The sequence below is a fragment of the Pseudomonas sp. Z18(2022) genome (genome assembly GCF_036346535.1).
GTDB classification, from domain to species: domain Bacteria; phylum Pseudomonadota; class Gammaproteobacteria; order Pseudomonadales; family Pseudomonadaceae; genus Aquipseudomonas; species Aquipseudomonas yamanorum_A.
Genome location: NZ_JAOTOA010000001.1, coordinates 302,114 through 324,882, shown reverse-complemented (window position 1 = coordinate 324,882; position 22,769 = coordinate 302,114). Strand labels below are relative to the sequence as shown.

15 protein-coding genes and 2 pseudogenes are annotated in these 22,769 nt (G+C 52.9%); 12 read left to right on the top strand and 5 right to left on the bottom strand.

Translation table 11 applies throughout. The features are described 5' to 3' along the window. Positions 1-168: 168 nt before the first annotated feature. From V3W39_RS01415 to V3W39_RS01380, 8 genes are read left to right on the top strand one after another with little or no spacing between them, the layout of a single operon-like run. Positions 169-879, top strand: coding sequence for an iron-containing redox enzyme family protein (locus tag V3W39_RS01415; protein WP_330212069.1), 711 nt, complete (start codon positions 169-171; stop codon positions 877-879). Between the two features lie 28 nt (positions 880-907). Next, a complete protein-coding gene (locus V3W39_RS01410; protein WP_330212068.1) occupies positions 908-2,029 on the top strand; it encodes a pyridoxal phosphate-dependent aminotransferase in 1,122 nt (373 codons plus the stop codon). A gap of 1 nt (position 2,030) precedes the next feature. Beyond that, positions 2,031-3,200 carry an NAD(P)/FAD-dependent oxidoreductase gene (locus V3W39_RS01405; RefSeq protein ID WP_044310844.1) on the top strand — a complete coding sequence of 390 codons (1,170 nt, stop codon included), beginning with the start codon at positions 2,031-2,033 and terminating at the stop codon, positions 3,198-3,200. Further along, positions 3,191-4,048, top strand: coding sequence for a TauD/TfdA dioxygenase family protein (locus tag V3W39_RS01400; RefSeq protein ID WP_330212067.1), 858 nt, complete (start codon positions 3,191-3,193; stop codon positions 4,046-4,048). The genes V3W39_RS01405 and V3W39_RS01400 overlap by 10 nt, the downstream gene beginning before the upstream one ends. A 9-nt stretch (positions 4,049-4,057) precedes the next feature. Then, complete coding sequence (locus V3W39_RS01395; RefSeq protein WP_258345760.1) at positions 4,058-5,341, top strand: ATP-grasp domain-containing protein; 1,284 nt, start codon at positions 4,058-4,060, stop codon at positions 5,339-5,341. A gap of 46 nt (positions 5,342-5,387) precedes the next feature. Continuing rightward, the gene (locus V3W39_RS01390) at positions 5,388-6,335 is read left to right on the top strand and encodes an EamA family transporter (RefSeq protein ID WP_330212066.1); all 948 of its coding nucleotides are present in this window, start codon (positions 5,388-5,390) and stop codon (positions 6,333-6,335) included. 22 nt (positions 6,336-6,357) lie between these two features. Then, positions 6,358-7,599: an acetylornithine deacetylase gene (gene argE / locus V3W39_RS01385; RefSeq protein ID WP_173645616.1), complete on the top strand. Its 1,242-nt coding sequence runs from the start codon at positions 6,358-6,360 to the stop codon at positions 7,597-7,599. Continuing rightward, positions 7,596-8,918: an MFS transporter gene (locus V3W39_RS01380; RefSeq protein WP_330212065.1), complete on the top strand. Its 1,323-nt coding sequence runs from the start codon at positions 7,596-7,598 to the stop codon at positions 8,916-8,918. Before argE ends, V3W39_RS01380 begins: the two co-directional genes overlap by 4 nt. Before the next feature lie 337 nt (positions 8,919-9,255). Here V3W39_RS01380 and V3W39_RS01375 read toward each other — a convergent pair whose 3' ends face one another. The 4 genes and pseudogenes from V3W39_RS01375 to V3W39_RS01360 form a co-directional block, all read right to left on the bottom strand. Continuing rightward, the gene (locus tag V3W39_RS01375; RefSeq protein WP_330212064.1) at positions 9,256-9,663 is read right to left on the bottom strand and encodes a hypothetical protein; all 408 of its coding nucleotides are present in this window, start codon (positions 9,661-9,663) and stop codon (positions 9,256-9,258) included. A gap of 16 nt (positions 9,664-9,679) precedes the next feature. Next, positions 9,680-9,787 (bottom strand): annotated as a pseudogene (locus V3W39_RS01370) (IS5/IS1182 family transposase); the annotation flags it as partial. Between the two features lie 386 nt (positions 9,788-10,173). After that, a complete protein-coding gene (locus tag V3W39_RS01365; RefSeq protein ID WP_330212063.1) occupies positions 10,174-12,015 on the bottom strand; it encodes an AIPR family protein in 1,842 nt (613 codons plus the stop codon). A 116-nt stretch (positions 12,016-12,131) separates the two neighbouring features. Continuing rightward, entirely contained in the window at positions 12,132-12,449 is a 318-nt protein-coding gene (locus V3W39_RS01360) for a hypothetical protein (RefSeq protein WP_330212062.1), read from the bottom strand. Positions 12,450-13,066: 617 nt separating this feature from the next. On the opposite strand from V3W39_RS01360, the gene V3W39_RS01355 reads away from it, so the two are divergent. Then, positions 13,067-18,049 carry an AAA domain-containing protein gene (locus tag V3W39_RS01355; protein ID WP_330212061.1) on the top strand — a complete coding sequence of 1,661 codons (4,983 nt, stop codon included), beginning with the start codon at positions 13,067-13,069 and terminating at the stop codon, positions 18,047-18,049. Continuing rightward, positions 18,046-19,497 carry a hypothetical protein gene (locus V3W39_RS01350; protein ID WP_330212060.1) on the top strand — a complete coding sequence of 484 codons (1,452 nt, stop codon included), beginning with the start codon at positions 18,046-18,048 and terminating at the stop codon, positions 19,495-19,497. The genes V3W39_RS01355 and V3W39_RS01350 overlap by 4 nt, the downstream gene beginning before the upstream one ends. A gap of 48 nt (positions 19,498-19,545) precedes the next feature. Here the strand turns inward: V3W39_RS01350 and V3W39_RS01345 are convergent, their stop codons facing one another. Further along, positions 19,546-20,712: a DUF3800 domain-containing protein gene (locus V3W39_RS01345; RefSeq protein WP_330212059.1), complete on the bottom strand. Its 1,167-nt coding sequence runs from the start codon at positions 20,710-20,712 to the stop codon at positions 19,546-19,548. 424 nt (positions 20,713-21,136) lie between these two features. On the opposite strand from V3W39_RS01345, the gene V3W39_RS01340 reads away from it, so the two are divergent. Together V3W39_RS01340 and V3W39_RS01335 are read left to right on the top strand one after the other, a co-directional pair. Then, entirely contained in the window at positions 21,137-21,499 is a 363-nt protein-coding gene (locus V3W39_RS01340; protein ID WP_330212058.1) for a LasR-specific antiactivator QslA, read from the top strand. A gap of 1,066 nt (positions 21,500-22,565) precedes the next feature. After that, a pseudogene (locus tag V3W39_RS01335) lies at positions 22,566-22,739 on the top strand (DUF3987 domain-containing protein); the annotation flags it as partial. Positions 22,740-22,769 lie beyond the last annotated feature (30 nt).

Sequence of the window (22,769 nt, the reverse complement as noted above, 5' to 3'; positions counted from 1 at the left end):
TTTATAAATAGTTATTGGCTTTTCTTGTTTCAAAATAAATCTATGGTTCGCAACACAGCCGATTGAAAGTATTAATTTGTTTACATGGATCGTTTGTTTACTATCTGAAACGAGCAGCGACATTTCGTCACTGCCGTCCAAGCTACCTTATCGTATCTGGGGGGATCTATGCCGGCTCAGCAAATGGAACAAGGCTGTCTGACGGGTGAGCAAATCATCCATTCGATGAAAGGCATGATTACGGCTTCGGGGATCAACACCAATGCGTTCTATAAAACCTTTCGCCAGGCCCCGCTGCCCAAGGCAACGTTGAAGAAAGTGTTCCAGCAGTACTTTTACTACATTCGTACGTTCCCCCAGATCCTGGCGGGCACCTCGCACCGTACCGACAGTGAAGTGATTCGGATGAAGTTGGCGCGCACCGTCGTGTCTGAGCTGGGCGATGGGGTAGGCGAGGCACACTTCATCATGTTTGAGCGTGTACTTGCCGGCGTTGGCATCACTTTGGATGACTGGAAGAAGGTTGAATACATTCCCGAGGCCAGCGAGCTGGTCGATGGCCTGCGTCGAATTTTCCTCGAGGGTTCGACAGAGCATGCCATTGGTGCTCATTACGTTATCGAAGAGTTCGGCTTTCCGATGATCGCCAACCTCTACGAAGGCTTCCGCCTCTACAGCGGGTGGAAACACGAAGACTTCACCTACTTCTATCTGCACATGCTGGTCGAAACCGATCATGTGCAATGGATCAGTGATGCGGTCATGGAGGCTGCCCGGGACACTGACAACGGCAACGATATCCTGGAGGGCGCTGCCGATGTGCTGAACTTGTTGACCCGATTCTGGCAAGGACTCAACCGAGTAGCCACTCACGCTTGAACGATCAAGACAAGGGGGGCGGGAAGCCATGGATGATTGGACATTGATTGGTCGAGTGGCGCCCTTCAGGGATGCCAGTGCATATGCAGCATCCTCAGGGGCCTTGAACCTGTCGCAAGGACTTCCCGAACCCCTGTTTGACAATGCCATGAATGCGGCGTTGGTCCGCCAGGTACGGGCGGGCTGGCAGTACGCCGACCCTCGCGGCGAAATGATCTTGCGCGAAAGCATTGCGGGCCACAATGCCGGCTATGCGCCCGACACCGAGGTTCTGGTGACCAGCGGCTGTACCGAGGCCTTGTACTTGGCCCTCTACGCAGCGTCCACGCAATACGGCAGCAAGGTCGCTTTTTTTGAACCCTTCTATCCCTATTACCCAGGAATGGCCACATTGTTGGGGTTGGAGTTTGTTGCAGTGCCGTTATCGGTGGGGCATTCAATCGGTCCCGACTGGGCAATGCTCGAACAGCAATTGCGTGCCGGTGTTCGCATATTGCTGCTCAATACGCCCCACAACCCGACAGGGTGGTGCATGTCCGCTGATGATTGGCAGCACATGGTGGCATTGGCAAAAAACCATGACTTCATGGTGATTGTCGACGAAGCCTATCGTCACTATCAATACGACACTGACGCACCGACGTGGTACCCCCACCAGCAGATTCCCATGATGGTGGCCGGTAGCGCTTCAAAGTTGTTGTCCATGACGGGAGTCCGGATCGGCTGGTTATGCGCGCAGGCAACCTTCATGGAGCGAGCCTATGCCCACCACCTCTACCTGAGCTATTGCCAACCCACTCCCATACAGGCAGCCGTAGCTGTTTTGCTTGATGAGTTGACCGTCGGGCGACTCGATAGCTTGCGTGAGCATTACAAGCACAAACGTGATCGCCTGGCTGGTGCACTGCTGGCTGCTGGGTTGGATATCCGGTTACCGGCAGGCGGCCATTACATCATGGCCGACTATTCACGGCGGGCGCCTTCATTGTCTCCGGTTGAATTCAGTCAACACCTGGCCGTTCGTTGCGGGGTCATGCCATTGCCCGCGACGCCTTTCTACCTGGGGCAGTGCCCTACCTATGTCAGGTTTTCTTTCTCGGTAGCCAAACCCATTGTTGATCAAGCCTGTGCCCGTCTGGAGGATTTTTGAAATGGAGCAGCATGTATTCGACGTCATTGTCGTAGGCGGCGGTCCCGCAGGGCTTGGCGAGTGTATCAGGCTGATCGATCTTGGCCTGAAAGTCGCTGTCATCAGCGATGTATTCGGGGGGTGCATGGGCATGATGGGAGACCATCAATTGCAGTCATATTGCAATGAACTGGAGATCGAAGGTGCGCCCTATCCCTTGCATCGGTTCATGCGCAAGTTGTGCATCAGCCCCACCGGTGAGGAATACGCAGCTTATATCCGGAGCAACTTCAAAGCCTTGCCATTGACCCGGATCCAGCAACGAGCGGTCACCGTCAGCAAGGCCCAGGAGCTGTTCGAGGTGAGTCTGGCCCCGGGCTCCCAGCATCATTCCTTGCGCGCGCGGCAGATTATCCTGGCAACCGGAATTCGCCCGAAGGCGCCGCCCTTTGAAATGCCCAATGCCCGTTGGTTGAATTGCTTTGAAGTCTACCAAATGGTTGCGCGAGGCCAGGCCCAGCGTTTCCTGCAGCAGGATGTGGTCATCTTCGGCAGCGGTAACAGTGCGTTTCAGATCGCACTGTTGTTGGCCCCGTTCGCCCGCAATGTGTCGATCCTGATCAAGTCCTATCTGGGACTGTACCCCCAAGAGACCGATGATCGCTTTGCCCTCAGGTCCCTGAGCCAGCGCACGTTGGAAATGATTGCTAAGACTTCCTCCAGTTCCTTCCAAGGGCCACTCAACAGCGCAAACTGTACGGGCCGGGCCAATATCTGGCTGCATGCCTACAACAGCATTCGCCAGGACGGCGACAAGGTCGTCCTGGACCTTCCTGCATCACTCAACGGCAATTCGCTGCTCCAGGCGTCCTGTCGCAAAGCTCAAGAGGTGGGTCGGCTGGTCGCTGCCCAGGCATCCGAGGGGTATGAGTTGCACTTGGATGTATCGGCGAAGGACCAATGCCTGGTTTCGGCCATCGGCGTCACCGCACAACTCCCCGCCACCGACTGGCCGCAACTGCTCAACCAGCAAACCGGCTTTACCTGTCATCAGGATGGGAAAAGCCCTGTCGCCGGTCTGTATTTCGCGGGTGCAGCTTCAGGCTATGCGTCGATCAACACGATGGTGCCCGCCGCCGCAGAAATGAGTGCCGAGACATCGCTGCAAGAAGGACTGCGGTCATGGGCGTGAGGATGTTCCAGCCGCTGCGTCTGGACCTTGGCGACGTGCTAGGGCTGTCGGCAGCAGAGCTCAAGCAGGCCATCGCGCAGGCCAAGGTGCTGGTCATCGCCAACCAGGACGTCAGCGTTGCCCCCTATGTGCAGTTGATGCGCAGGCTGGGCTCGCCTGTGCATCACGTGTTGGCCAAGTACTGCCTTGAGGACTATCGGGAAGTGCTGACCGTGACCAATCTTCATCGGGACGGCGAAGCCTTGGGAGTGCATGAAGGAGGAGGGTATTGGCACACCGACATGTCGTACAAATCGGCGAACACAGTGTTCACGTCACTGCTGTCGGTACGTGTTCCGGACCAGCACGGGGAGACCCAATTCATAGATTGTGTCGCAGGCCTGCATCAGGTTCGCCAGTGGCTGGAAAGCCCAGGTTGCCCGCCGCACCTGAAGGGTCTCGACCTGGAAAACCTGCGGATTCACCACCGTTTCGGCAATCGCGACACGCTGCGCAATGTCGACGCCGCAGTGCAACAGCTCAATCCCCAGGAGGCTGGCGCACTGGAAAACACCGTGGTCCACCCCCTGGTGTACAAACACCCGCTCGCCTGCACGGCGTCGCTGTATGCGCCGGCCGCCACGGCCATGCAAATAGACGGGGTAACGCCTGTACTGTCCCATCGCATTCTCGACAGTCTGGTCGACTTTCTTGTCCAGCACGCGCCGCGCTATCGGCATGCCTACCGCCCAGGCGACATCGTGATCTGGGACAACCTCTCAACGCTGCATAAAGGTCCGCCAATACCCAAAAGTGAAGGGGGCGCCGATGCGCGTCTTCTCTATCGCATGAACGTCGACTTCCAGTGAGGCACTACCATGATCCAGACCATCGTTTTCCTGACGCCCCATTACCTCAACTTTGCCTCCGAGAAGGCGTTGCAGACGCTGGGTCGAGATTGCCGGACAGTGCTGATCGCCTATCATGCCGACGTCCTGCCGCCTGCGCTCGAGCGTAATGTCTCGCAGATTGTGCGTGTGGATGCCGACCTGCAGCGCAACATCCGTCCGCTGCTGGATCATGACCAATGCCGCAGCATCGTCAGCGATGAGCTGCGAGCCGTGCAGGGCAATACTTCGTCATTGCGTATTTTCTGCCAGGAAGAGTGCCACGTTGAGCTGGCGGCTCAGTTGCGCGAGGAGTTCGGATTAGAGGGCGATACGCAGGCGATCGTGGCGAACTTTCGCGACAAAGTGCTGATGAAGCACGCAGTCAGCCAGAAAGGGATACGCATTCCCGAGTTTGTGCCACTGGATCACGTACGGCTATCGGCTGAGCCGCAGGCTTACTACGCCGAGCTGACGGCGCGATTGGGCTTGCCCCTGGTCCTGAAGCCGGTGAACGCAGCGGGCAGTTTCGAGGTGTCGATCATTCGCAACGAGGCCGAATTCATCAAGGCCCGCGAACAAGTATTGGCCTCGCCGTATCATTTTGATTATGAGGTGGACGAGTTCATCGACGGCGACATGTTCCAGTGCGACTCGTTTGTGGTTGACGGTCAAATCCGTTACTGCGGTGTGCTGGAACTGGGCTGCACCAACTTCGACTTCGTCCAGGGCAAGCCCTTGAGCGTGATTCCCGTGGCCGACCCCACGCTCAAGGCAACCCTGGAAGCCTTCAACCGGGACGTGATTGCGGCCCTGAACTTTCGCAACGGTTCGACGCACCACGAGGTCTTCGTGGACCGCAAGCGCGGTTATCCGGTGTTCCTGGAAATTGCCGCACGCGTACCTGGCGGCATCGGGGTGCCATACCATGAGAAAAACAGCGACATCAACCTGATCGACGCCAATCTCTACCTCGTAGCTGGCGCCGCGGCGCTCGATGACATCAAGCCCAACGAGAAGAACAACGTGGTGTCCGCCTTGTTGCCCTTGCGCAAAGGCCGGATCAGCCAGCTCAACGAGCCCCCCATTTCCAGTACCTACAACATCGACTGGCGGGTCGCCCCCGGCATGGTGGTGGACTCCCGGTCCCTGGCCGATACCGCGGGCATCCTGACTTTGTATAACGCTGATCCAAAGGTACTTCGCGCTGACTTCGAAGCCTTGCAGCACTACGTACCGACCCAGGTGGAAGTGCTGGAGCCGGGCACCGCTTGATCAATCCAGTGGGCGGCAGGCAGCAGGTTTTTCTCAAGGAGCAGGCATGAAGACAGGAATACTCGGTGCCGTCAGCATGGCGGTCTACTGCATCTCGACGGCGCTCTCGGCCGTCTGGGTCATGGTGGCGTTCACCCGTATCAGTGGGGCGGCGTTGACATTCATTACCTTCCTGATGGCCTGGGCGGTATTTTTCGTGGTGCATACCTTGCGAAGTCATGAACCGTTTCGCCTGCTGCGGGAGGAGTGGCGAGGCGTGCTGCTGCTCAATGTGCTGACGTTGTTCAGTTGGTGGTTGATGTTCATGGCATTGCAGCGCATCGAGGCGTCGGTGGAGTCGGCGATCTATCAGGGCTGGATGCCGCTGGTGGTGGTGGTCTGTGAAATGCTGGTGGCGCGCTCCTCGGTCAGTCGTTCCCGCTGGCTGGGCGCGCTGCTGATCCTGTTGTCGCTGATGGCGTTGGTCCTTATGCGTCTCGCGCTTGGGGTCACGGCCCAGGTAAGCCTGGTCAACTTGCATGAGGGCATAGCCCTGGCGACTGTCGCCGGGATCACTGGCGGGATCTATGTGTTCTGCTCGGCTCGACTGAACCGCGACAGCAAGTACAGCGCCATGGATATCCTGTGCGTCAGATTCTTCCTGCTATTGATCGTCACAGGGTGGGTCGGCCGGGAAAATTTGCACCAGTTGCTCACGCTGGATACTGCCATGCTCGGTCAGTTGATCAAGCTGGCGTTTGTCAGTGTGCTGATTCCGGTGTTCACCCTGCAATTTGCCATTCAGCACTTGGGAGGCGGGCGGGTGTCAATTCTCACGCCTTGCGTGCCGGTCATTGCCTTGGCCGCCGAGTTCGTGCTCTCCACCTGGCATAGTCCTTGGGTTCCCGTCCTGGTGACGGTGGTGTGCGTGGCGGTGTTGTTGTCCAACGTCTGGTTTTCGCGAGACAGGCGCGCTGTTCATTCTGGGCCCATGCCTGTTGCTCTTCAAAAATAGACTTCTGTTTGCTGGAGATCCCATGACTCTTTCCTTGGCCTTTGCGCAGGGAGCGGCAGACGCTTGCTCGAATGACGGCCGCAGCGTGCTGGCACGCACGTTGGAAATCGCACGAACCTTGATTGGTTTCCCCTCGGTCAGCGACCGCTCCAATCTGGACCTCATCGAATGGGTGAGCGGGTACCTGCATGGTGTCGGGGTGCATGCCCAGATTCTGCCGGACGCCTCCGGGCGCAAGGCGAACCTGTTTGCCAGCCTTGGACCGCCGCGCCCGGGGGGCATCATCCTGTCCGGACATACCGATGTGGTGCCGGTAGCGTGCCAGGCCTGGGCGCAGGATCCGTTCAGCGCCCACCTGGATCAGGATCGGCTGTACGGTCGCGGCAGTTCGGATATGAAGGGCTTCATCGCCGTGGTGCTGGCGATGGTTCCCGAGCTGATGGCGTCTGCACGGCAAAGCTTCCACCTGGCCTTGTCCTATGACGAGGAGGTGGGGGCGATTGGGGCGAAACATTTGGCCCCGTTCATCATACAGGCACAGTTGGAACCCGCCGGTTGCATTGTCGGCGAGCCGACTTCAATGGCGTTGGTGATCGGTCACAAAGGGCGTCATGAAATCAATTGCTGTGTCCAGGGCAAGGTGGCGCACTCATCGTTGCCGAGTGAGGGAGTCAACGCCATCGATTATGCCGCGCGGGTACAGATGCAGCTTCAGCAAGTGGCCAGACGGCTTGCACAGGGGCCGTTGGACAGCGGGTTTGATGTCCCGTACACCACCGTCCAGGTCTGCCGGGTCAACGGTGGTGTCGCTGGCAATGTCATTCCTGGTCAATGCAGCTTCGACTTCGAGATTCGCTACTTGCCCGGCTGCGATGCCGAGCAACTGCTGGTACAGATCCAGGACGACGCCAAGCAGGCCATGCACGGTGAGATGAATGATCGCGCTGCGACGGCGTCCATCGAGTTTTCCCACACGTTGCATACCCCGGGGTTGGATGAGAAGGGCAACCAGGCCTTCGCGCAATGGGTCCGTGAGGCCAGTGCAATGGCCCATGACCGACAACGAGTGGCATACAGCACTGAGGCCGGGTTGTTCCAGGCCGCAGGAATTCCGACGATCGTCTGCGGCCCAGGGAGTATCAAGCAAGCGCACAAGGCGAACGAGTATGTGGACCTGGCTCAGCTTGAAGCCTGTGAACAGTTCCTGCGCCGCCTGGCGTGTTACGAGCCATTGCCCCCGATGCCCGCCGGGGGGGAGCAATGAGCGCCACAGCCCTGGATAGCCAGGGGCGCGAACGCAGGAAACTGGTCCTGGCGGTGAGCGTGGGCGCCGCATTGGAATGGTTCGACTTTACCCTGTTTGCAATCTTTGCCTTGCAGATCGCCGTCGCGTTCTTTCCGGCGTCCGACCCATTGATGTCGTTGCTCGCTTCCTACCTGGCGCTCGCCGTTGGCTTCGTGGCCCGCCCGTTGGGCGCGCTGCTGATGGGGCGCTATGCCGATCGCCGGGGGCGCAAGGCCGCGCTGACCCTGTCCATCATGTTGATGGGCGCCGGGACCCTGATCATGGCCGTATGCCCGACCTACGAGGCCATCGGTTGGTGGGCGCCGTTGAGCATTGTCGTCGCGCGCATATTGCAGGGGGTGGCAGCTGGGGGAGAGATCGGCGGCGCGCTGGCCTATCTTGTCGAAACGGCACCTGCGAACCGCCGCGGTCTATTTGCGTCCAGCCAACAAGTGGCGCAAGCCGGATCATTCCTGCTATGCGGTGTAAGTGCGAGTCTGTTGTCGAGCGTGCTGACGCCCGCTCAGTTGGATGAGTGGGGTTGGCGCGTGCCCTACGTCTTCGGACTGCTGGTCGTGGTGGCAGGTTTGAAAATTCGCCGCAGTCTTGAGGAAAGCGAGCCGCTGCGCCGCTTTCTCGATAGTCAAGACAAGCACGCGATGGCACGGAAGGGGCCTAGCCTTCGCCCTTATCTGCCCAACCTCGTGATGGGGGTGTTGATCGTCGTTCTCTGGACGGTCGCGACACAATTGATCAATTTCATGCCGACCTATGCATCGATGGTGCTTGAGCTTCCGCGCAACAAGGCCTACCTGGGGTTGGTTTTGGTCGGCCTCATCACGCTGCTGTGCCCCTTGACGGCCCTACTGTCGGACCGCATCGGGCGCTACACCGTCATGCTCATTGGTGCTGTGGGGGTCGCGCTCTGTGCCTACCCGGGGTTCGTATGGTTGAACAACAACCCCAGTCTCCAGGCGCTGATCAGCTTCCAATGCGGGCTGGCAGTGCTGATGGTGCTTTATACCGGGCCGGCTTCGGCGGCATTGGCAGAGCTGTTTCCGGTGCAAGTCAGGGCGTTGGGCGTCTCGCTGGCTTATGCCTTATCGGTGACTATTTTCGGTAGTTCCACTCCGACGCTGATTACCCTGATTTACCGCCAGAGCGGGGATCCCTTAGCGGCCGCTCATTGGTTATTTACAGCGGGATGCCTGAGTGCGACACCGCTGGCCTGGGTGTGCCTATCGAAAAGTCGGGCGAGTTCCAGCATGAGGATAGCCATCCAGAGAAAGTATGAGTGAACAAAAATTGTCTTGCCGGTCCCGATCCACGCCTACTCGGTGATAAAAATCAGAAAGCAAGATTCGTAGTGAATAGTTCTGCGTTGCTGCTTGTCTGAGCTTGGGTCGGATCAGTGAGAGATCATTGTCCAATTACGCGTGGGATCCAGCGAGTCTCGGTGCTGGGCCCACCCACCTGCCGGGGTAATCTGAATTGGATGTTTAGGTTTTTGATTTAATTGATTAATGTGAATTTGTAAATTTCTTTGGAATACCAACTGGAATACCGAGAGAAGTTGGATCGAGCAATATGCTTTGTATCCGTATCTTTCCGAGGACGGCCAAAAGCAATCTCTGTTTACTCGAAATCGGGCAAGCTGAGCATGCCTCCAGAGGTGGGTTTGCCAAAGCCGGTGGGCATTAGGGTTTTGTGTTTTTTCATCTGTGCGAGTACCGCCAACCATTCGGTTTTGCCAAAGCGCAGCTTGGTGTCGTTCCAGCTATGCATGACTTCGCCCACGATTGTGCACGTCCCATCCAGCTTGCTGAACGGCTGGGGCGATGTACTTGCTGCAGATGTCCCGTTCAGAAAGCGACTTTTTGTCCATAATCTCAGTTCTCTTTCAAGGCAGCCAAATTTCTCCATGCCGCCATTTCTAATCGTTCTCGGCATGTGTAAATGTACCTTGTTTGAAGCTGGTTCGTGACGGGTGGCGGCGGCTGAAGCTTGAAGGAAAATCCGAGCAAGTTGCTTAGAAGCCAGCATTGGGCGGCGTCTTGGCCAATCTGCTCCACGGCATACCCCTTTCCATCTCGGCTAGAAAGCGCTCGCGGCGGGTTTGTTTTTGTTTGCCGACGTATTCGAAATTAGAAAAGCTCACATGATTCATGGATTGGAGGAATTCTTGGGGCAGATGAAAGGAGGGCTCTTTCAGCACAGGTCAGACGGCCTGTGCTGACTCGATGGCAAGATGAGTTGTGGACGTGAAACTCAGTCGCATATGAGTGCTCAACCCGTCTTAGTAGAGTCGATTTAACCCTTCGGCAAAAAAATGAAGCAACCTGAAGCGAAGTGTCCAAGACGAGTTTTTGCCGATCAGTCGAAACGCTGCGGACTAAATAATTCGTTCCGTTATTCAGGTCTACGCCTAAAAGCGTAACAGCCAGTGCTCAACTTTACAGGTAGTCGAGACTGGCTTCACGCTAGCTGAGCGCACTATCAAAATTGAATTCCTGTGCGGTTTATGGAGCGCTTACCCAGTGTACATTTGAGTGTTCATTCTTTTTCAATTGTGCGATCACTCAAAAAATAATGCTGGATGTCATTGTTTAAAGTTCGCCCTTTGTAATAGCCTTCAAAATTAAGCTCTTGGTTTGTTACTCCGCTTTCTTCATCAGTATAGACGCGGAAGTATGTATGGTTGAGAGGGTTGGCTATAGCAAATCTCTCAAAGTTAACCCATTCATTTAGTACATCCATGATGTGGCTTCTTGCATCTTGGTGGCTGCCTTTTTTGTTGCCGAATCTTTTGGCGCAAACGCTGACTACAGCAAACTTCCCATACCTTACGCCTTGTCCGAAGTTTGATGTTCCAAATCTGTCATCCTTATATTTAGAGAGTTCTTTTTCAAGGTCAAATAAGCTAAGGTAGCAGCTGTAGGCATAGAAATACTCAGAGTGTCTATCAGGGCTATTCAAAAACTTTCGAAAGTTTTCCTCTTGGAATAAACGCTTTGAACTGGTTCTTCGCGCCTGCGCAGGAAGCCCATCACATGTCATTGCCAGTCTGAGCAAGGTTTCTCGATCTATAACTAGATCGCGGGATATGTATTTCTCTTTGATTCCATCGGCGTATTCGCCCTTTTTTCTTTCGTAATAATATCCAAAGCTTTCAAAAATATTTTTTTGCAGTTCTATTTGTATTTTGTCATTTGAACGACGATCAGCGTCACTGACGGTGCTCTGCTTGTTTGTTGCTTTTGAGATGTCTTCAATTAGCTTGAGTTTTGCAGCCTCATCTTTCGCCGCAGTTTCCCCGAAAGTAATTATCTTTAAAAGTACTTCTTTGTTTTCGAATATTTTTATGTCTTCTCGTTTTCCTTCTGTTTCATCATATATCCTACTTAGGGTGTAAGCTGTTTGGCCGCCGTTTATTATTTGGGGGTTTTTGATTATTATTTGTGCTTTGTCTTTTTGCCCTACTTTCTCGTTAACGAGAGTTTCATCTGAGAGCATCGTAATGCCGTTGTTGAATAGGGCGAACTCGTTTGTCTTTCGCTCTTTTATGGTGCTATATATTTCCTTGTTTACAGAATTAGATTGCATTTCAAGATAGCATCTTGGGTTGAATTTTAGTATGGAGTTTTTGTATCTGTATAGGATTCTCCCGATTTCTTCAGTTGGTACGAATACAACCGTGATGTCACAGTCTTTAAATTCTGTTTCGACATTGTAGCTGATCCTCGATCCAGAGGAGTTTTTGTTTTTAAGATTTAGGGATATACAGAGTTGACTGTTGTTGTAATATGTTCCCGTTACAACGGGAAATACAAGTTCGCTATAGGATTTTTCGTGATCATAGACGCTGACTGAAAATCCATTGGTGAGTTTTTTTAGCTGGCTTGGCTTGGTGTTTTTTAAGTTTGCAAGAATTATGACTTCGTACGAATATCTGCCAATATCTTCAATTTGAGTGATTTCCCTTTTTAGTTGTTTTATTTTGCCGTTGTACTCATTTCCGTCTTCGTCGCAGTCCTCACCGTCGGTGATCCTGTCTACATCCATTTTTAATATTTCTGATAAATCTATTTCTTTTTCTTCAAAGTTTTTTTCAGTGGCTCTGAATTTGGATTGCACAAAGAAGATTTTTTTATTTTCTTTGTCGATAAAGTACGCATCTATACCTCCGTCATATGTGCCGTCAGTAACTAATGTTTCTCGGGTTTTAAAGTCTAACAGGCCGAAATTAACCTTTAAAAACAGATGCAAGAGCGCCCTAGATCTTGCTTGGTTTACTTTTTCCAGGTCGTCAAGTGACGGCCGGTATTTCACTGCCTCTCTAGGAGATTCAAAGCGGATTTGATCGAGAATATTTATAAGTGTTTGGTACTTTGACATGCGTGTATCCTGTCAGATGTTTAGGGGGGAAGAAGACTGACTGTTTTTCTTGAGTTGGACGTGGCTCTACTTCAAATGTTGAACTTGCCAAGTCTCTAGCCTCATTAGCTTGTGTTTTATATGGCTTGTCTCTTAATGCCAGAAATGAATCTAATATTTTTTATAGTGCAGCGCGGATATGCCGTGTGCCAAGAGCATTCTGTAATCGAGTTGTATGGCTCGCCGGGCATAGTCATTGAGGCACTGTGCGGCCGGTGAAAGATTTGTTGATTGACCTGAGTACGACCAAAGAAACGCACGAGAAGGTCAAAGATGTACTTCTGCGCCTGCGGCGATTTCAGGGAGCCAAGTAGCAGTGGGGTTGGGATAACCCAGATCCGCATGTCCCAGACTTGAGCGATGATAGGGGTGAAGTCCATTTCGATACCGTTCATAAATCTAGCTTCCTGCGGATTCTACCGAAAATTCCCAAAATGGCACTATGCTATCTCAGGCGATTTAGGGCGCTAGGTAGCGGCGATCTGGAACCGGGGTAATCTGAGATCGTTTCCTATGTAATTGATTATTAAAGTTAATTTATGTTTTTTATTTTGATTGGAATACCTCGGGAGATAGTCACGCCTTAGCCCGTCGCCTGTAATTGATTTGACACCCTTGCCTCTCATCTATGAGGAAGGGGATCTTCCTGCAGTAGGTGGGTAGGTTAAGTTTGATAAGAGGCTGAAGGTGCTGACAGGCAGAAACCGGCCGATTCTGTTGAAAAAGTAGCTCCCCTGTCTGGCCTGCGGCAAAATCTCTGCATTGGCCAGCATGGAAGCACGCAGCATGATGGGACAGTTATCGAGTGGGCAGGGCCATTGAATGATGCGTTGTTCGTCAGTCATCTCGTTTGTCTTTGATTCTGGCTACCGGCTTGAAGCCAATTCATTTGGCGTGCATCCCATACAGCGTCTGGATCGCCTGAGGATGGGGCAGATTTTCGAAGTCTGGCAGTTTGATATCAAACTGGTGTAAGTTCGATGCCAAATGCACGAGAGCTAAAGGGACTTTCATGAAAATCGTCAACCATGGCTTGGGTATCCACGAACGTGAAGTCCCAGGGATCGACTACTTCCAAAAGAATCTCCCCGAAGATTGGGTTGGACACACCAATCTGGACTTGTCGCTTCCCCAGGGGCCGCGTGAAATCGACGTAATCCTCTTTGCCAATGATCGTATTTACCTTGTTGACCTTAAAGATGGCCATGGGCGTTACGAAAGCAAAAATGGCGATTGGTTTCTCAACGGAAAGCCTCAAGAAGGACGATCCCCAGTAAAGAAAATCCTCGAAACAGCAAGGCAGGTGATGATTCTTCTTCGCGAGCATTTGGCTGAATTAGCTAAGCGCACGGGACATCCAAAACTTCCGACCCCACGCATCGAAGGCGTAGTTGTTTTGACCGGAAGCTCTGACCTCAGCGGCATTGCTCCAACTGAAAACTGTCAGGTTTTTACGCTAAAAAATTTCGTGGACACGGTCACTGATACCCGAAAGCGTCTTGCTCGCTTCGCTGCGGTCAACTCTGACTTCGTTTCGCGACCAGTGAATTCGACCGAATGGAAGCCGCGACTGGAGAGGTTCTTTAATGTAAGAGATGGACTCTTTAAAGAAGGGATGCGCCACTATGGGGGCTATGTCGTCATCGGGTCTGGCGAGTCTGTGTATGAGCATGAAAAGGGAGTTTATAAGGAGTTCAACGTTCAAGATGACTCCGCCGCTCAAGCAGTAGGCCTCCTTCGTCGGTGGGATTTTAGCAAGGCAGATACGCGATTTCAGACAGAAAAGGGACGCGCGGAAATTGCAGGACGCGAGCGCAAAGTAATTGCGTGGCTAAACGATCGTAGTACTGCCACTGAGCAGACTGTTCTACAGGTTAAAGCCTTCGACCTAGAGGCAGGTGTCGACAACTGGGAGGTCTACGAGCGTCGTCGCAATATGAGGCGTCTGTCGGACTTCGCAATCAGCGAACTGCCATTTCTTCGGCCAAAGGAGCGGCTTGAGTTAGTACGACAGATGCTCTCTCAAGCCAAAACGCTCCACTCCTATGACGCTGCGCATCTGGACCTTGGGCCGCACAGCGTTTGGGTAGACGCACCTTCCGTCGTACGCTTTTCTCACTTGATGTCAGCCCGGTATCCGGAAGCCAATTCGCTACGTGAGTCCAGGTACCAGTTTCTTTCCAGTGTGCAAACACCCGAAGAGGCCCTTGATGTGACATCTAGCGCACCACAGAAGGATGTTTACCATCTAGGGTGTTTGATGCACCTTTTCCTTTACGAACGCCTTCCACAGTCAGTCAAAAATGAACCGCCTGAATGGAACTCTGATGTAGATCCTGATGGCACGTATCAACTGGTTTACGAGGTCTTGGAGCGCTCGCTATCCTGGGAGGCCTCGGAGCGTTTTGAGAATGCCTCACAGATGCTAGATCGCTTCAATTCGCTCTTGAGCAATCAGGTGAACGGAGCTGCAGTTTTGAAGCGACTCGAGCGCTTCAAAACTGTGGACGGGCAGATGGAGCTTTCTCTGGAGTATCCGTTCAAGGAGGCGCTGAAGAAAGACAATTATGTGCTCATGTGGTTGTCGGAAAAAGCTGGCGAACGCCTGGTTGTGAAGCTCTGGAAAAGAACCTCATGGAGCGATGGAGATTCAGACTACCCTCGGATACTGGACTTTCTGGAGAAAGCACAAGAACTTTCCTATTCACCTCCGCCTTCATGCGTTCCGATCAAGAGCGCTATTTGGCTTGGCGATGGGATCGTCATTACTCAATTGCATGTTGACGGGCCGAATCTGGCTGAACATGCGTTGATGCGAGATCGAGCTGGACTTTGCACTCACTCTGTTCTTTCGTTTTTGCTGGCTCTTGTACATAGCATTATGGGAATGCATGACTCGGGTGCTGCTCATGGAGATCTGAAACCCAGCAACGTCCTTGTCACTGATGAACCCTTTACCCCTCATTTCATTGACTACCACGATTTCTCATGTGCGGCCGATGGAGAGGTTCAGACGTCATCATATTCGCCTGTTAAAGGCGGGCGGTTTGAGCGTGACCGTTTTGCTGTAACGGTGATGTGTGAAGAAATTCTGGATGGTTTGGACATTACATCAGAGGACCTGCAACGCATTGTGACAGCCATTCAGGTGTGTCAGGGTGAGTCGCCTGAGAACGCGACCCTGCACCCTCTCGCCGATGCTCTGGCAAAGGTGCTTGCACCTGAACCTCCAAAAGTGATCCGGCATTTATCCATTGGCCTGCCAAGCGCTGAGACCGGCGAACTGCTCTCTGATGAAGGAGTGTTTGGCTACGGATTCGACCGGGGACAATTCTTCATTCGTGGTGCCACTCAGGCAATTTTCTTCAGAACGAAGGGAAGCCAGATCAAATTTGCTCGGATTTCTGCGACCTCTCATCTGACGAATAAGATTCTTTCACTACGCCAGCATGGATCGCTCCCCCTCGAGATTCAGGTTGTCGGAGGCGTCTCTAACTCCTTTGGCGACTTCCAGGCGCTGTTCCATGAAGAGCCTTTTGCAGCTCTACTTTCCGGTTCAGAGGTCGACGATGCAGCCGTCACCGAGAGATTAGATGAGGAGGATCAGGAGCAGCCAGAGGAGCTGCTAACTGAGGCAGAGACTGATGAGGACGCGATTACCGAGCTTGTAAACAGCCAAATTGAGCGCGCGTTCACCAGCGTCCCTGAGTTGTGGCGCAAGCTTGTCGATGTCGAGAAAGACCTAACCATTGAAGCTGTCGCGTTGGGAATCAGCAGCTTCCGAAAAGAAACAAAACTCCATGTCGTCCCAATCGTCCTTGAGTGCGGAACTTTCGACTTTGATCGGAGTGACCGAGTCTATGTTGAACGTTTGAGCAAGAGGGGGTGGAGGAGGATAGGCCTTCTTGACGTCAGTAGTTCTAACGACACAACAGTCTTCATTGACGCCGAGGGTTGGTTGTCCGCCAGCGGTAATCTTGTCGATTCGGACCAAAGGCTTCGCTTCCAGAGTCATATGGAGCAAGCCAATATAGACCGGCGGGTATCTGCAGTTTCACGCATTCTGGAACGGCGGTCGGCGGTGAGGAACCTAATCGATTATTTCAATCCCGACAGCAATGCTCAGGTGAAATACGAACCCATTTATGTCGATGTTGAAGAGATTCGGACCCTGTATGGCTTTAACCAGAGTCAAGCAGAGGCATTCGCGGATCTTTTCAGGGTTCGCCCGCTCGGCCTTTTGCAAGGTCCGCCTGGGACAGGCAAAACTCTGTTCATTGGTGCGCTGATCCACTACGCCTTGACGAAGGGCTACGTGCGAAATGTCCTGCTCTCAAGTCAGTCACACGAAGCTGTTAATAACGCAGCTGAAGCCGTTTTGAAGCTATATCCGACGCCACTGGAAGCTCCGAGCATTATCCGCGTAGGTCATGAGCCAAACGTGTCGGAGCGTCTACTTCCATTCCACGTCGCGCGTGTGGAGCAACTCTACAAAGACAAATTCCAAGCGACACTAAAAGATCGATTACTCACATCAGCGAAGGCGATCGGAATTCCTCTGGAAGTGGCATCAACATTCACGCTGCTTGAAATCACCGTACGGCCCGTTGTTGAACAGATAAATAGACTGGCCGAGGATAAAGAAGCTGACGGTGCAGTGGATCGAATCCATAGCCTTCTAGGGACTCTAGAAACGCTGAACATTGATTACGAACTCGGGCTTGAGATATCAGAAATGAGGGATCTTCCCTATTCGGATCTACTTGACCGTTTCTTCCACACAGTAGCGGGCAGGAATAAGTGTTCACTGGACAACGTGGCAAAATTTCGAGCTGTGGCAAGATTGACACGAGATATTATCGGGAGTGTCTCCACTGCCGAGCGTAGTTTCGAGACTTTCCTCGCCGGCACCAGGCAGATCGTTGCTGGCACTTGTGTCGGTCTCGGTCGCTCATCACTTGGGCTAACGTCCACTGTTTTCGACTTGGTTGTAATTGATGAAGCTGCCCGATCCACAGCAAGTGAGCTTGCTGTACCAATGCAAGCCGGTCGTTGGGTGGTGCTTGTCGGTGATCAGGAACAGCTCGAACCGCGGTTCAAGGAAAATGTCGTCTCTACGGTTGTGGATGCCACCGGCTTTGCTGCCAACGAGATCGTGAAAAGCGACTTCGAACGAGTATTCGAGTCTCCTCTTGGTAAGCAGATAGGCAGGAGAATTACAACTCAATACCGCATGCTACCCCCAATTGGACGCGTGGTTTCCAGTGCGTTTTATGACGGCGACTTGGAACCAGGTCGCGAAACCCCAAAAATCAATCCTGAGGTATTCCCTGATAGTCTGAAACACCCACTAACTTGGGTTTACACGGATGAGCTCAAAAAGGAGTCCTACCAGAAGCCGGAAGTAGGTAAGTCTCGGAAGTCGCTTACGAACCCCAAAGAGATTGAGCTCATCATGGGGATGATCCTTGAATGGGACAAATGCATCAGGTTTGTTCAGTGGCTTGAGGGTCGAGAAAACCCCGATCACGCTATTGGCGTCATTTGTACCTATGGAGCTCAGGCGTCGGCTCTAAGGAATAAGCTTCGGGTTGCAGGCTTGAGTAATGTTATGCGGCATGCCATCAAAATCGACACAGTGGACAGCTATCAGGGAAAAGAGAACCTTATCGTGATTCTATCTCTGGTTCGGAACAATGCGGATGGATCTCTGGTGGAGGGGGAGCCTTCCATCAGACCTGGCTTCATGGGAAGGCCCAACCGGATCAACGTTGCAGTTAGCCGGGCAATGGACAGGCTAATAATCGTTGGTGCCAAGCAACGTTGGGCGTCAGGTGGACCGATGGCAAACCTGATTGAAAAATTCAATGTAGAAGTTGAGACCGGTGGAGCAGTTTTTGTTGAAGCCGAACAGCTACTGGAGCAACAGCGGGCAGCTCTTGGGGCGTCAGCGCAATCGTTCAAGGCGAGAAAAGATAAGAAGGTGGTGTCATGATCGGAACTCTGACCCTTAATAGGATCGCCGAAACGCCCGATGACGAGGAAGTAGCAGATGTTGTCATCGGTGTTTATGACGCTCTGTTGCCGGGTAGGAACTACAAGATCGAGCACAAGGTCGCTGAAGTTGGCAAAGTATCCCTGACAACCGAATTTCTTGTGCGCCTGATCTACTCAGTTGACGGGATGCCTGAAGCTGAGGTTGCCAAATTTTTCGATTTCTCTCCCCAGGAAATGACTTTCCTGCTTAACGATGCAGTCAGCCTTGGTTATGTGAGCCGAGACTCAGGCCGGCTAAGGATCACTCGTGCTGGTCGAGACCTATTCTTAACAGGGGGCGACGAACCGCAGATTTTTAATGTTGAGAAACGCACGTCGACAGTCGGTTTCGACCTCATTTCTTTTGCCCCACAACGCTGGGATCGGACCGAGGCGTTCGACCATTGCCTACACTCTCTCGAAATGGACACGGAAATGGTCAGTAACGCGAGTGGGAAGATACCTGGCTCATTCAAGCGCCATTTCACTGAGCTCAATACAAGGAAAGGGGCACGAGCGTATTTAAAGCGTTCGTTGTATTCGATTGACGCCGTAACACCTGCTGAGAAATTCTCGGCATTGGTGCCTGTGTTCGTGAAGGCTCCGAGAGCAACCCTTACCCAAGGGGCAGCAAATCTCCTTGAGTGGCGGCCAGAGGATGAGCTTGATGACCGGTCTGGGGTTGCCGCTGCAATCGGGAACTTTGTAGATGATCTGCGGATCCAGGTAGCCGATACAGCGATTAATGAATACCGGTTGCTGATCGAACTCGCACCAGAATTCTTTCGCAGCTACACGGTAAAGAGTGAGTTTTCAGTTTTACGATACCAACGTTATGCCTTGGGTATGAAAGAGCACAGGTTTCATAAGCTTAGGAAAACCATACCAGTTATCGGCCCGTTCTTTTCGCCAATCAACTCAGGGGTTCTTGACCTAGCGGTGAACCAGGCAGTGAAGTACACGCCAGCGAGCTTTCTTCCTAGTAAAATCTACTGGAAAGCCCCTAGAAGACCATATTGGGGTACTACTTGGGTTCTCCCCTCGATCCTGGAAAATGTTCAAGAGCGGATTGTTGAAAAACTAGGTACCGAAGATCTCCCCCCCGAAACGGTGTTGCTGCTTGAGAGTAATGCGCAGGGGCCGATCAAGGCTTTTACCAAGACGCAAGTTTTCTCGAACGGAGGTCCGCCTGATTCGGTTGAGATATTCCTTGTACCTGGCGTAGCCGCTGGCGTCCTGATTCACTTGCCGGGGACTGCTACCTACGGCCATGCAGTTCCACTGGGTTTCATAAGTGTTGACCCGCATGTGGTTAGTCGGACGGAGGAATATCTCTCGCAGTTTGGAGAGATAGAAGTTCCGAAAGAGCGTGTTTCGGAAGAGGACATTGATCTTCCTGAAGAGTAAAAGCTGGGCTTGGCAGAGCTGGCCATGTGCTCGCCAAGCCTTATCATACTAGGTCGGTTGTGGTGTCATTTGTCGGCTCATGAATTGGTTGTAGCTATCAGTAAAACCTGATCTGAATTGGTCGGTGTACAGTGGGGTTGCTTCTCTGTTGAGCAGCTCAAGGTTTTCATAGTTAACCTCTGAGCGGAACACCGTCCCCTCGTAGAAGTTAAGCTGAGGGGTGGATGGTAAGCCTAGTCTGGGAGCGTTCAGAGTTAGCGGGCCCAATACTTTCGCAGCCTGGGCTGGATCATCAACGTTTCCTTTGAGAAACCGGTTAAGGCCAGAGATCACTAAGTCAGCCACCTGGAGTCCAAGTGTTGTTTTAGAATCATCGAATTTTGAATCGTGATCTAGCAGTTTATGGAAGTCAAAACTCATCGTGGAGCTTGTAATCTCGGAATAGTCCATTCCGTAGATTTTCTTTCGCTCTGCCAGCTCCTCCTGACTCATTGGGGCAAATGGCGTCGATCCGCCATAGTTTTTGAGAAAATACCTGAAGTCATTCTTTGCAGTGAGCGGGATGCCTCTGAGTTCTCTTTTGAAATTTGCCTGAACAAATGGAGGCATCAGCGCTAAATACAGGGTCTCGAATACCTTCATCTCCCGATTTTTTTGATCGATGACCCACGAAAACCGGGAAAGCTCTTTTGGGGCATGAATAGCATAGAAGGTTAGAGTCTTGTCCAGCATGAATGCGACCAGTGCCGCTTGAAAAATGATCTGATTATATTCTTGTATGCTCGATTTCTGAATCAGCTGAATGATACGGTCTGCTTCTTGTCTCATAAGCATGAACGACTGGCTATCCATCTCGGGCTTTACAAGTTTTAGATAGTTTTCTCTGCCTGCTATTTGACTTTGCTTGTGAGCTTCCGTTTTTTGATCATTGAATAAAAAGCGATTCGTGGTCACGGCATGCAAGGTGCATTTTGCCTTCTTGAGCTTTTCTAAAAATTTAATGAACTCAGGGCTGTCAGGGCTGGGCCTCGGATTTTTTATCTCTTCATGGGGCTTGATGCCCAGCTCCTGTTTAAGTTCAGCCAACGCAGCTTGCACCTGCTTTTCACTGAAATGCGGAACGGTGAGGGCTCCCACTGTGCACCATGCCTTATCGATTTTCTCCATTTTTTTGTGCGCATCGAACAAGCCTGATTCATCGATGTAGATCTTCATGCCTTACTTTCATCCCTGTGTGTTGGAGTGCTTTGTGTGCCAGAATGCCTGTAACCAAAGGTGTCTGCTCTACCCGTTACAACAGGCGCATAGATCGTCTGGACAGCCTCAACGTCCGCGGGTCCTGCTACACGTATGGTGATCGTTATCCTGCCCTCTCGGGTCGATCAGGTTAAGCTGAGTTGGTGCGTTTGGCCAAGACCTTGGCGGCTTCCTTGTGCTCAGAATACGACAGCAGCCAGCCTATCATTTTGAGGCATGGTTGAGCCTGACCACCTCGGTACTGAGGCTCAGGAAGAGATATTAAACCCCAAAGCTGAGCGTATGTGAGGGGTCAGTATCCTGGGTCAGTCAGGAGCGCCTTAACGGAGCACAGAGTATTCTGCTCCATTTTCCGCAAGACGTTGAGCTGGCAGTAGAGCTATTGGATGACGCCGCCGTTTTGTACGACAAGGCATTCCGAAACTTGACTGGTATTCCAGCTCAAAGCGTTCATCAACAGATCCATGAGTATGTCTCTGTCCCGTCCGCAGAAGGGTCTCCCGCGATCCAAACACCTTGGGGCGATGAGTTCGCTCCGGTAATAAAGGCGGGTGTTCGTTGCGCAGAGGCTTGGCTTGAAGGCTCATCATTACCGTTATGGTGGGCGCTGTCTCAGAACCGAAAACGTCATCGTCAAGGTGATCCACAAGAGGCATTTGAAGCAGGTTTTCTGCTGCGGTTGCAGCAGACGCTGATCATGCGACGTGAGGCCGTCACTTCCCAATCAACCCGCTTTGATGCCTGAGTCTGTAATTGACGTTTAAGATTTGCTTTTCCGGCCAAACCCTCCGATCAAGCGATCTTTGATCGCGCCGATCGGAGGGTTCACTCGCTTTTTCTCGAAGCCGCCGCGTTCCACTCTCCATGCTCAAATTTAATTCCCACCACGCCTGCTTTCACCATCAGTAATTCTCCGCGACTTCCATCGAGCGCAACGTTATTCAGTGTGCGTCCGAGTCTTTTCGTTAGGCATGGATGTAGGTGTGGCGACAGCGGCGACGCCGGCGACAACCCACGTATAACGTGGTCTGGAGCATGGCGACAGAAGTGGCGACAGTCGCCACTTTCTGAGCGTCTTAGCCGTGACGCTTGACCGCCTTTTCAAGTGGGTATAAAAATTGGCGCACGGATCGCTGTCGTTGACAGCACCAGCCCAGGTAGCCGGAATCTTCAAGGCTACGCCACTTGCGTGGTGGTTCTTCCGAAGTGCGATTAGCGTCCGGCGGCTCGCACGGTCACTCCCCAAGAGTGATGGATGCCTACTCGACTTATCTGCTCACTGCGGCAGAAGATGGACCTTCCCCGCTGCGCTGCAGCAACTTCATCTCTCGGCACACTTCGCTGCGCCAGACCACGCCCGTCTCTTTCTCCCGGAAAGAGACGGTCGCTCGTACCACTGCTGCAAGCCACTTCGTACAAGGCATTGCCGCAACTCTCCTCGTGACAATCGGCCTGATAAATCCGATTCGTCGCCATCCGCAACGACACAGGCACTGGTGCCGCAGCCCATGGAAAGGCTGCACCTGACTGACAGTCAGGCATGCCCCTGGCGTCGATGTTGTTGCCTTCTCCCGCTCAGGATCTCTAGGTGCCGAACTCGTCAGCCGGTACAGCCTCCACCCGCCCGCATCTTCGGAAGCGTCTAAGGAGGCCAGATTCATGGGGTCATGCCCTTGCTCCCGGTCGTAAGGAGCCGTTCGTTCCACGTCAGTGAACACCTCACAGGCTGCAGGGGCCTTGATCCCTGATAACACTCAACGTCCGTGGCGGGACTACGTGAGGACAACCAGCAATGAACGAGGAGAGGGTCCATGCAGCAGTTAGATCCGAAGCTTGAACTACCGCAACCACCTCGACCGCTGATTGAGTCGAATCCCGTGGCCCAGCCTTATCCGGTGCTGGCACTGGGTGGGATTCTTGGGCCTGCGGTTGAGCGCATGTCCGAGGTCATCGGCGTGCCCCAAGCGATTGCTGCGCAATCGGTGTCCCCCCATTGGCGACTGTCAAGATGCTTT

Coding starts and splice junctions, on each gene's coding strand:
- V3W39_RS01415 (WP_330212069.1), top strand. CDS start 169: ATGCCGGCTCAGCAAATGGAACAAGGCTGTCTGACGGGTGAGCAAATC.
- V3W39_RS01410 (WP_330212068.1), top strand. CDS start 908: ATGGATGATTGGACATTGATTGGTCGAGTGGCGCCCTTCAGGGATGCC.
- V3W39_RS01405 (WP_044310844.1), top strand. CDS start 2,031: ATGGAGCAGCATGTATTCGACGTCATTGTCGTAGGCGGCGGTCCCGCA.
- V3W39_RS01400 (WP_330212067.1), top strand. CDS start 3,191: ATGGGCGTGAGGATGTTCCAGCCGCTGCGTCTGGACCTTGGCGACGTG.
- V3W39_RS01395 (WP_258345760.1), top strand. CDS start 4,058: ATGATCCAGACCATCGTTTTCCTGACGCCCCATTACCTCAACTTTGCC.
- V3W39_RS01390 (WP_330212066.1), top strand. CDS start 5,388: ATGAAGACAGGAATACTCGGTGCCGTCAGCATGGCGGTCTACTGCATC.
- argE (WP_173645616.1), top strand. CDS start 6,358: ATGACTCTTTCCTTGGCCTTTGCGCAGGGAGCGGCAGACGCTTGCTCG.
- V3W39_RS01380 (WP_330212065.1), top strand. CDS start 7,596: ATGAGCGCCACAGCCCTGGATAGCCAGGGGCGCGAACGCAGGAAACTG.
- V3W39_RS01375 (WP_330212064.1), bottom strand. CDS start 9,663: ATGCTGGCTTCTAAGCAACTTGCTCGGATTTTCCTTCAAGCTTCAGCC.
- V3W39_RS01365 (WP_330212063.1), bottom strand. CDS start 12,015: ATGTCAAAGTACCAAACACTTATAAATATTCTCGATCAAATCCGCTTT.
- V3W39_RS01360 (WP_330212062.1), bottom strand. CDS start 12,449: ATGAACGGTATCGAAATGGACTTCACCCCTATCATCGCTCAAGTCTGG.
- V3W39_RS01355 (WP_330212061.1), top strand. CDS start 13,067: ATGAAAATCGTCAACCATGGCTTGGGTATCCACGAACGTGAAGTCCCA.
- V3W39_RS01350 (WP_330212060.1), top strand. CDS start 18,046: ATGATCGGAACTCTGACCCTTAATAGGATCGCCGAAACGCCCGATGAC.
- V3W39_RS01345 (WP_330212059.1), bottom strand. CDS start 20,712: ATGAAGATCTACATCGATGAATCAGGCTTGTTCGATGCGCACAAAAAA.